The 9,632-nt window shown below is 27.0% G+C and carries 8 protein-coding genes; 3 read left to right on the plus strand and 5 right to left on the minus strand.

All coding sequences use genetic code 11. The features are described from left to right. Nucleotides 1-264: 264 nt before the first annotated feature. Nucleotides 265-1,569: an MFS transporter gene (locus tag Q0138_RS00870; RefSeq protein WP_297979619.1), complete on the plus strand. Its 1,305-nt coding sequence runs from the start codon at nucleotides 265-267 to the stop codon at nucleotides 1,567-1,569. 299 nt (nucleotides 1,570-1,868) lie between these two features. Further along, nucleotides 1,869-2,723 (plus strand): DsbA family protein, encoded by an 855-nt coding sequence (locus tag Q0138_RS00875; RefSeq protein WP_297979621.1) that lies wholly within the window; start codon nucleotides 1,869-1,871, stop codon nucleotides 2,721-2,723. 152 nt (nucleotides 2,724-2,875) lie between these two features. Here the strand turns inward: Q0138_RS00875 and Q0138_RS00880 are convergent, their stop codons facing one another. From Q0138_RS00880 to Q0138_RS00895, 4 genes are all read right to left on the minus strand, one after another. Continuing rightward, nucleotides 2,876-4,429, minus strand: coding sequence for a glycosyltransferase family 39 protein (locus Q0138_RS00880; protein ID WP_297979623.1), 1,554 nt, complete (start codon nucleotides 4,427-4,429; stop codon nucleotides 2,876-2,878). Between the two features lie 2 nt (nucleotides 4,430-4,431). Next, nucleotides 4,432-5,532 (minus strand): acyltransferase, encoded by a 1,101-nt coding sequence (locus tag Q0138_RS00885; RefSeq protein WP_297979626.1) that lies wholly within the window; start codon nucleotides 5,530-5,532, stop codon nucleotides 4,432-4,434. A gap of 72 nt (nucleotides 5,533-5,604) precedes the next feature. Then, on the minus strand, nucleotides 5,605-5,982 hold the full coding sequence (locus tag Q0138_RS00890; RefSeq protein WP_297979628.1) for a GtrA family protein: 378 nt from the start codon (nucleotides 5,980-5,982) through the stop codon (nucleotides 5,605-5,607). 201 nt (nucleotides 5,983-6,183) lie between these two features. Beyond that, complete coding sequence (locus Q0138_RS00895) at nucleotides 6,184-7,119, minus strand: glycosyltransferase family 2 protein (RefSeq protein ID WP_297979630.1); 936 nt, start codon at nucleotides 7,117-7,119, stop codon at nucleotides 6,184-6,186. A gap of 318 nt (nucleotides 7,120-7,437) precedes the next feature. Here Q0138_RS00895 and Q0138_RS00900 point away from each other — a divergent pair, with 318 nt between their 5' ends. Beyond that, the gene (locus tag Q0138_RS00900) at nucleotides 7,438-8,301 is read left to right on the plus strand and encodes an MBL fold metallo-hydrolase (protein WP_297979632.1); all 864 of its coding nucleotides are present in this window, start codon (nucleotides 7,438-7,440) and stop codon (nucleotides 8,299-8,301) included. A 382-nt stretch (nucleotides 8,302-8,683) separates the two neighbouring features. On the opposite strand, the gene Q0138_RS00905 is transcribed toward Q0138_RS00900, so the two are convergent. Then, a complete protein-coding gene (locus Q0138_RS00905; RefSeq protein WP_297979634.1) occupies nucleotides 8,684-9,406 on the minus strand; it encodes a DUF4013 domain-containing protein in 723 nt (240 codons plus the stop codon). Nucleotides 9,407-9,632: the final 226 nt, after the last annotated feature.

A 9,632-nucleotide genomic window follows, 5' to 3' on the forward strand; every position in this document is an offset into this window, starting at 1 on the left:
AAATAATTATAAAAAAATTTCTATAAAAATTGAACAGAATAAAATTAAAATTAATAAAAATTAGTAAAATTTTTAAAATTAATAAAAATAATTAAAATTAATAAAAATTAATAAAAATTAGTAAAATTATTTAAATTAATAAAAATAATTTAAATTAATAAAAAAAATTTAAATTGATAAAAATTAGTAAAATTATATAAATTAATAAAATTAATTAAAATAATAAATTAAAATTACATAAAAAGAAAGAATTCAAGTGAAAAAATGAATATTGCCAATCAAGACACTATTAATGAAGATAAGATATTTACCAAATCCTTTTTTCTCATATTTGGAGCATTGCTATTTACAGCACTTGTAATGTATGCACTAATGTCTACAGTTACCGAATATGCAAGTTCAATGGGATCTTCCGCAAGTATTGCAGGATTGGTTTCAGGAATATATGTCTTCGGCGGGCTTTGCTCAAGAATATACTCTGCTAATGCACTTGAAAAGAAAGATTGGAAAAGATTGGCAATTATCTTCCTTGCAATTCACTTTTCAGCATGTATTCTCTACTTTTTAGTCAATGACATTAACTTACTTATTCTTGTCAGATTCATTCATGGACTTGGTTTTGGAGCCTCTGCAAATGCAATAGTTACGATTGCAAGTGCAATCCTTCCAAAAAAACGCTTTGGAGAGGCATTCGGATATTTCATGCTTGGAACTACAATTGCAGTTGGTCTAGGACCTTACATAAGCGGATTTTTCTATGACAATTGGGGCTCTACAGGCAGTTTCCTACTTGCCACAGCATTTTCATTTTTAGCATTGCTTTCTGTGTCATTGCTTGATTTAAGCAATATCAATTCAAATGATTACAATGAATCAAATGATTTGAATGAAGATTTATTGGAAGAAAATAGTGAAAATAGTGAAAATAGTAAAAAATATGAGAATGGTAAAAATAATGAAAATATTAAAAATAGTAAAAATATTAAAAATGGTGAAAATGGTAAAAATAGTTTTATAGACAAGATAATTGAAAGAAAAGCAATCCCTGTTTCACTCTTTACAGCCCTTACTAGCCTTGGATATGTTTCAATTTTATCATTCTATAGACTTTATGCTGTAGAAGTTGATCTTGTAAGTTCATTTTCAATTTTCTTCCTGATTTATTCACTTGTTCTCGTGCTATCAAGGCCTATTGCAGGTAAGATTCAGGACAAATATGGAGATAAAATCATTTGCATTACTGGAATACTTGCACAAACAATAGGACTTTTCCTTATTGCCTATGCTCCATCCACAATAACCGTATTTATCTGTGCAATATGTGCAGCACTTGGATTCGGTACCTTGAATTCAGCATGTACAACAATTGTAACAAGAAACACTTCCACAAATCGTCGCCCTTATGCAATTTCAACATTTTTCATATTCTGTGACGGAACCATGGGATTTGGACCTGCATTGCTCGGATCATTTGTAAGTGCAGGAAGCGGATATGCTCCTATCTATTTCATATCATCTTTTATAACTCTTTTAGCACTCCCTATATGTTTAATTGCCTTAAGAGAATAATAAATGTTTAATTGCCTTAAGAGAAAAATAAATGTTTAATTGCCTTAAGAGAATAAAATATGTTAAATTGCCTTAAGAGAAAAATAAATGTTTAATTGCCTTAAGAAAATAATTTAACAAAAAAGTCCTTAAGCACTCACCATTTTTATTTTTTTTAACTTAGAAACAAGAAATTTTGTTTAAATAAACATTAAAACTAAACTTTATATATTCTAATTTTTTAATATAATTATAACTAATTAATATTAGATTAATAAAAATAATCATTATACTATTTAAACAAGTTTTAAGGAGATTTTATGACTAAAAAATTAATCATTCATCATTTTACAGATCCGATGTCAATCTATGCCTATGCAATGGAACCTGCATTACGTAAAGTAAAATACCTGCAGCCTGATTTAATAGAAATCGACAATATCATAGGTCTTTTGCACACAAATCTTGAGGATTTTCTGGGAGATGGTGAAAAATACCATAAGCGTTTTGAGGAAATCAGGTCCCAAATGATTATTCAATGCAAGGACATCCGGGAAAGAACAGGAATGCCATTCAGCCTGAAGCATTTGGAAAACCTTATAGTTGAGGACTTGGATTCAACAGACTTAGGATTGGCATATTATTCAATCAAACTTATTGATAAAGAGATTGCAGACAAATTCCTAAGAAAAATGATGGAAGACATACATACTTACAATCTAGAATTGCATGATGAAAAAACCTTGGAAAATCAGGTTTTAAAATTCAATATCGATTTGGACAAGTTTAGGGAAAATATAGAAAATGGCCTTGCAGAGAAAGAGTTAAAGAATGCAATTGCCAAGGCAGACAATGAAGAGATATTCTCATTCCCATCATTGTTTATGGAATATGAAGGCAAATTCAAGCTGATTACAGGTTATGTTGATTATCTCAGATTTGAACTTGAAATAGAAAACCTGACAAAAGGCGTTATTGACCTTGAGGAAAGGGAATTCAATCTTAAAAACCTAAAGGAATACATTTCCACCTACAAAAAGGTCACTGCAGCTGAAGTTAAACTTGCATTTTCAGTCAGTGACAGTCAACTTGACGAAATGATAAATGAATTATTGGAAGATGGAAACTATGAATTGGAATTTGTAGCATCCAGCTTCTTCATAATTGAAAAATAGTTTTTAAAATTAATCATATTTTAAAAAAAAGATTAAGTTTGACGAATGAATAATAAAGAAAAAAGATAAAATAAAAGAAAAAAAGATAAAATAAAAAATGTAAAATAAAAAATGTAAAATAAAAAAAGATAAAATAAAAGAAAATCCTAAAATTATGTAAGTTCTACTTTGTATATTTGTGCATGTTGTACTTCTCCAACTGAAGTAAATCTAAAACCTTCCCCATTTGGAGTTTTAACACCACTTTGGATAGGAACATATACATTTTTATCAGGATGCTCTTTTAAATAATCTGGAATTTCAATAAGCTCATAATTTAAATCTAAGTCTTTAAAATCATTTTCCATTGTTTGATTATCAATAATATATCCAGAATACTTTCCAGAAATATTATCAAAGATTTCATTAAATCTGCAGTATTTATTTGTGCTGGCATATATAAAAACAGAATCCTGATTATTTAAGGGATCTGTTATATTTTTCACATAAAGGGTACTGTCCCATTCACCTAAAATCTCATCATGCTCTAAAGAAATATTGCAAACACCTACAAGCAGCATTAATAGAATCAAAGGCAATGCGATTTTTCTAAAATCAATCTTTCCCAATTTTATAGAAATTGATAACCAAATTAATCCCATAACCGGCAATAAATATCTAGGTGTTAAAATAGGTTTATATAAAAAAGACACCAATAAAGCAAATCCCAATGTAGCCATAAATAAGAAAAATCCTAAAAGAATATAAAAATCATCATATTCCTGTGTAATATAAAATTTATATATTAATGCTACGAACACTGCAAATAGAGCAATGCAAGCAAATACCTGAACCAAATACATATCAGAAATAGAAAGGTAATATGAAATACATTCAATGATTTTTTCCAATGTTAAAGTTTTTATATGATATGAATTATGAACTTGACTGATTTGATTCAATAATACAAAAGACCAAGGCAAATAACATAAAATAGCTAAAAAAGCTGATGTAAAATATTTTTTCAATTGAGATTTGAAGTTATTTTTACTATTTTTAGTTAAAAGATAAACAAACAATACCAAATAAAGTATTATTAAAGGAATAGCTGCAAAATAATGGGTATAAGCTCCCAATATTGAAAATAAAGTAAACAGTACCCAACTTTTTAAATCACCTTTTTCCAAAACATCATTAAGATATATGAATGCCAAAATCAAAAATAATAGAGGCCAACTGTACATCCTTGCAATCAGATAATAAGTAAAAAAATTACACATTGCAAGAAGTGTAAATGAAAAAGCTCCGGCTGATAAAATCCCATACTCCTTTTTAATTTTAGTTAATGAAACTAAAAACAGTATTATGTAAGGAACCATGGAACTTATCTTCATAATGTAAATTAAATCAATATTTATTGACAAAAATTTAAATAAATATATGAAAGCATATAAAATTAAATAAAACATTGGGGGATGAACATCTCCAGCAGTAACTTGAATCATATTCGGCAAGGATAAATTAATTATTCCCATAGTATACCATTCATCATTACTGAAAAAGGGATATTTGATTGCTAAAAAAATCAAGTACCCTAAAATTATAATGCTTAAGAGTAAAAGGAAAATACCCATATAATCAGATTGATCTTTTTTAAAATTCATAAAATTAAATCCTCCATTAAAATAAATATAAAATAACCCTGAAACCAAATTAGCAATATCCAACTTTATTTGGCACCAATTACTTGATTAATTAAATTAATTTTATTTAATAAAGCCATTATAATCCAAGAAATTAATAATGTGGAAATAAACAAGAATACAAATCTTGAGAAATATCCCACATATAAACTATTAATTTTTAATAAAGCAATTATTATAGTCATAATTGGCAAATGAATTAAATAAAGCCCATAACTATATTTAGCCATGGAATCAGCAAACTTTTTCATAATAGTTTTAAGCTTGGAAGAGTTATTTTCAAAATCAATGTCTAAAAAATTTCTAAATAGTAAAAAAATTCCTGCAACCTCCATTGCAATGAAAATTGAGTACCTTTCAAATTTAAATAAATGATTTGGAGATGAGAAGAAATAAGAACAACAAACAACACTGATAAAACCTAAAAGAATTAATAAAAATGGAATGTATTTTTTAGTAAAAATCTCCCTCTTTGTATGTCTTAAATAATAACCTAAAACAACCATTCCAATAGGCCCGCTAAAATATGAGATTTTAACTGGAAATGGATAGTTAATTGTAAAATCAAAAATACAGGATATTAGCCAAAATACTAAAAAATACTCTGCTTCATACAAATCAGAATGTAATAACCATTTATTCAGTACAGGCATAATCAGATATGTTCCAAGAATCATCCAGAAAAACCAATATGGTCCAAAGCCATAGGAAGTTGAATTGAATGCACCATAAACATATAATAAAATATTTTTTATGGAAAATGATTCAACAAAATGAGGAATTCCCAAAAAGTATTGGCTTAACAATAAAACAAAACTTAATATAAATCCCCAAAATAGAAAAGGAAGTACAATTCTAGGTAAACGTTTTCCTAAAAATGTTTTAATAGACCATTCCCTACCTAATGAAAGTGCACCAGATAACATTAAAAACAAATCAACCCCAATAACGGTACAAGCAAAGAAAGAAGCCCCTATAATCCAATGAAAATTTGGAGGGACAGTATAATAAGAATTAATGCTATTCACCATTCTTGTTGAAACATGAAAAAAGATCACTGAAAGAATAGCCAACGCTCTTAAAGCATCAAAATAAAAAATACGCTTAGATTTTCTAGCAACTGTCAAAATTTATCACCTAATAATTTTATTTCTAGTATAATTAATTAATCATCAAACAATTTAAAAAATATATCATAACTACTTAAAAATAAGTAATTTGCTAATCACATAATTTAAAACTACAACAAAAACTTGTATAATAACCTTAGATATAAAGTCTCCAAAACATAATATATCTATAAATAATATCATCATTCCGGTATCCACAACTCCAGAAAATAGTCTTCCTCCAAAAAATAAAAAGCATTCTTTTATAATATTATCATTTTGACTTTCAAATACCCATAATCTATTAGTTATATAAGCAAACAGTACTGAAAAAAACCATGCCAAAATATTAGAAATAATATAATTTACTGAAAATAATTTTACAAAGAATAAATAAACCATAATATTTACAAGAGTGGTTAAAACTCCGAAAATAAGATAAAATATTAATTCTTTTTTTAAATTCATATAATCCCCATTAAATACCAATATCCTTTTTACACAACAGTTATTTTTTTAAATTAAATCAAACAATAATTTTTTTAATTGTCAAGTTTTTAAATTCCAAATATTTAAAGTAAAATTGAATAATAAGTTTAGAAAACAGCAAAAGAAAAAAAATTAGTGCAAATAATGAATAAACTCTTCCCAATAATTTAATAAAAGAATTCAAAGCCGATTTTTGGATTTTTCAATATTTGTTTCTTTAATTAGATATATTGGCCTATTTTTCACTTCAAGATAAGTTTTTTCCAAATATTTCCCCAAAATACCAATGGAAAATAGTTGTACTCCTCCTAATAGCAAAATTATACATATTGTGGAGGCCCATCCTTGAACTGGATCCGAATAAAGTAAATTCTTTAAAACAACAAAAAGAATGAGCAAAAATGCAATTATTGAAAAAATTATGCCTAAAAAAGTTGAAATAGATAATGGTGCTGTTGTGAAACTTACAATTCCTTCAATGGAATATTGAACCAAACCCCAAAAAGACCAGCTTGTCTCGCCAGCAGCCCTTTCAACGTTTTCATATTCTAGCCATTTTGTTTTAAAACCGACCCATTGAAACAATCCCTTTGAAAATCGGTTGTATTCATCGAGTCTTAAAATTGCATCAATAACTTGTCGAGTCATTAAACGAAAATCCCTTGCACCATCAACAAGCTCTACATTTGAAAACCTATTCATCAATTTATAAAATAATCTTGCAAAAAATGACCTTATTGGAGGTTCTCCCTTTCTAGAAACCCTCCTAGTTCCAATAATATCAAAATCAGTAGTTTTTATTAAATCAAGCATATCTATAATTAATTCTGGAGGGTCTTGTAAATCAACATCCATCACAACAACATAATCTCCTTGGGAATTTTCAAGACCTGCATATAATGCTGCCTCTTTTCCAAAATTCCTTGAAAAAGATAGGTATTTAACATCTTTCAAATCTTTAATCTTTGTCAGACTATTATCAGTAGAACCGTCATTTATAAAAATAATTTCATAGTCCTCTTCAATACTCTTCAGTATTTTAGTGATGGCATCATAAAATAGCGGTATGGTTTCTTCTTCATTATAGCATGGAACAACAATACTGATTAGTTTCATGCATATATATATATATATACTTTTTGAATTGAATTTAGAGCTTAAAAAATAATTAAAATTAAAAAATAAAGATATTTAACTAGTTTAAGATAAAATAAAATAAAATTATAAAAATTAATATAATAAAAATTAATAAAATTTCCTTAATTAATAAAAAATTTTCTTATATTAATTTTGAAAATTTTTTTTGAATTTTTTAAAAATAAAAATTTTCTTTTTTAAAGATTTAAATTCTTAAAAAACAAATAAAAAATTATGTATACCAAAATGGAAATATATGAATATATATAGTTATTGAAAACAATTGGGGAAATTTAAATGTCTAAAAAAGCGTCTAATTTTCAAATTAAATTTATGGCAATGATGTATAGGGGAAAGGAAATATTCAAGCCCCTTAATACAGGTTGGATAGATGAGCATGTTGCCTGTGTTAGGGAATACATTGCAAACATCTTCTTTTACACCAAAAACGGCAAGACAATCATGATTGATGCAGGATATAACTATGATAGACTTGAAGAGAAGATGTCTTGGCTAGATATAGATCCAAAAGAGATTTCAGAAATTTTAATCACCCACCAGGACACAGATCATGTGGGAGCTGTTGAAACAGACAGCCCAGGACTCTTTAAGGATGCAAGACTATACATAGGGGAAATAGAAAACAGGTATTTGACAGGTGAAAAACGTAGAAAAGTTGGCTGGGGAACCTATAAGTTGCCAATGGTTGAAAGTGATAATGAAAGGGTTCTTCTAAAGGATGGGGAAGTCTTTGAGATTGATGGAATAAAGATTGAGGCAATGCTTGTACCGGGCCACACTTGGGGACATATTGTCTATCTGATTGATGACAAATATCTTTTTACAGGAGATACGATTTGGTTTGGTGCAGACGGCGGATACAGCTTTATTTCCACATTGGCTGAAGACAATAAGCTTTCCATTAAATCATTGGAAGAACTTGAAAGAAAGTTAAGGGCTAAAAAGATTGAACCTCTAATCATTACAGGCCATACCGGTTGGACACAGGATTTGGATTGGGCATTCAAACACAAGGACAAGAAGTGCGCTCCATTTTCAAAAAGAGCACATGATCCTGAGGCCCCTTATGACGGTTATGACGAAAGTGATGACACAGAGGAAAACACAAGAAACTCCGGTTTCTTAAAAGCAAAACATTAATTCTTTTTTTAATATTTTTAAAGTTTTATAAAGTTTATTTTAACTAGTTTGACTTTAAAAAGATTAAAATAAATATTAAAATTGTTGATTTAAATAGAATAAACTTAATTAAAATTAATTTAAATAGAATAAAACCATTAAAAATTGATTAAAATTAATTAAAATAAAAAAACTAATTAAAAATTAATTAAAATTAATTTAAATAGAATAAAACTAATTAAAAATTGATTAAAATTAATTAAAATAAAAAAACTAATTAAAAATTGATTAAAATTAATTAAAATAAAAAAAACTAATAAAAAATAAAATAAAATTCTTAAAAATAGATTTAATAAGTTAAATTGTTAAAAAAAAAGAAAAAAAGAAAAAAGGATTATTATATTTATGCATCAGAATATAATAAACCGTATGATCTGTATTGAACGAATCCCATATATACGCCGAAAATAGCGGATAATAAAGATCCGATAAATGAACCAACATCACCTAAGCCAGTGAACAATCCAGCAATAAAGTTTAAAACACAAGATAAAATAGCAATAATAATTAAAATTGCAAGTACTTTAATAATTCCTACATCCCTAAGATCATTTATTGCTTCAGGTACATTTAAAGCGTCCCCGAGACTTTCAGAGTCTGCAAATCTACATTGTGCCATAATTAATGCTAATCCAAATACAATTAATAAAATAATTCCTACAATTATTCCAAGAGTTTTATTGACTTGCGCTAATAACACCAAAACGATTATTGGAATAATCATGTAAATAATACCTACAATAATTAACTTAAGACCATTTATAACTTGTCTTGTAAAGTCAATGCTTGGAGCTTCTTCTCCTCTTAAAATACCTATTTTTATTATATCCAATTCATATCCGCTAATCAATAGGAATATGACAAATACAATAATACCTCCTAAAATTCCTGATAAGCCTACAGTTCCAAAACTATCAAATGAAGTAGCACCTATTACAAATGGTCCAACACCAGTTAAAACAAGAACTATTCCTGCAATAATACCTAAAGCAAGATAAATTGCAAGGGCTTTAATATTATTAATAGGATACATAATTGCATCACTTATAATTTCACCGATTTCCATAATTTAACCTCATTTAATTTTCACTCATTTATAATTGAGTATTATTATATAATATATAAGTTTTACCCTTATTTTTTAATTTTTTTAATAATTTAATCTTTAATTAATAAATTAATCATAAAAATAGGTTCTTTAATTAAAGATAAAAAAAATTATTTATTAAAAATAAATTAAAGAATTTTTATATAATCATTATTAAATTGATAACTAAAAAAAGATTTTTTGA

Origin of the sequence: uncultured Methanobrevibacter sp., assembly GCF_937906425.1 — an archaeon.
Classification (GTDB): domain Archaea; phylum Methanobacteriota; class Methanobacteria; order Methanobacteriales; family Methanobacteriaceae; genus Methanobrevibacter.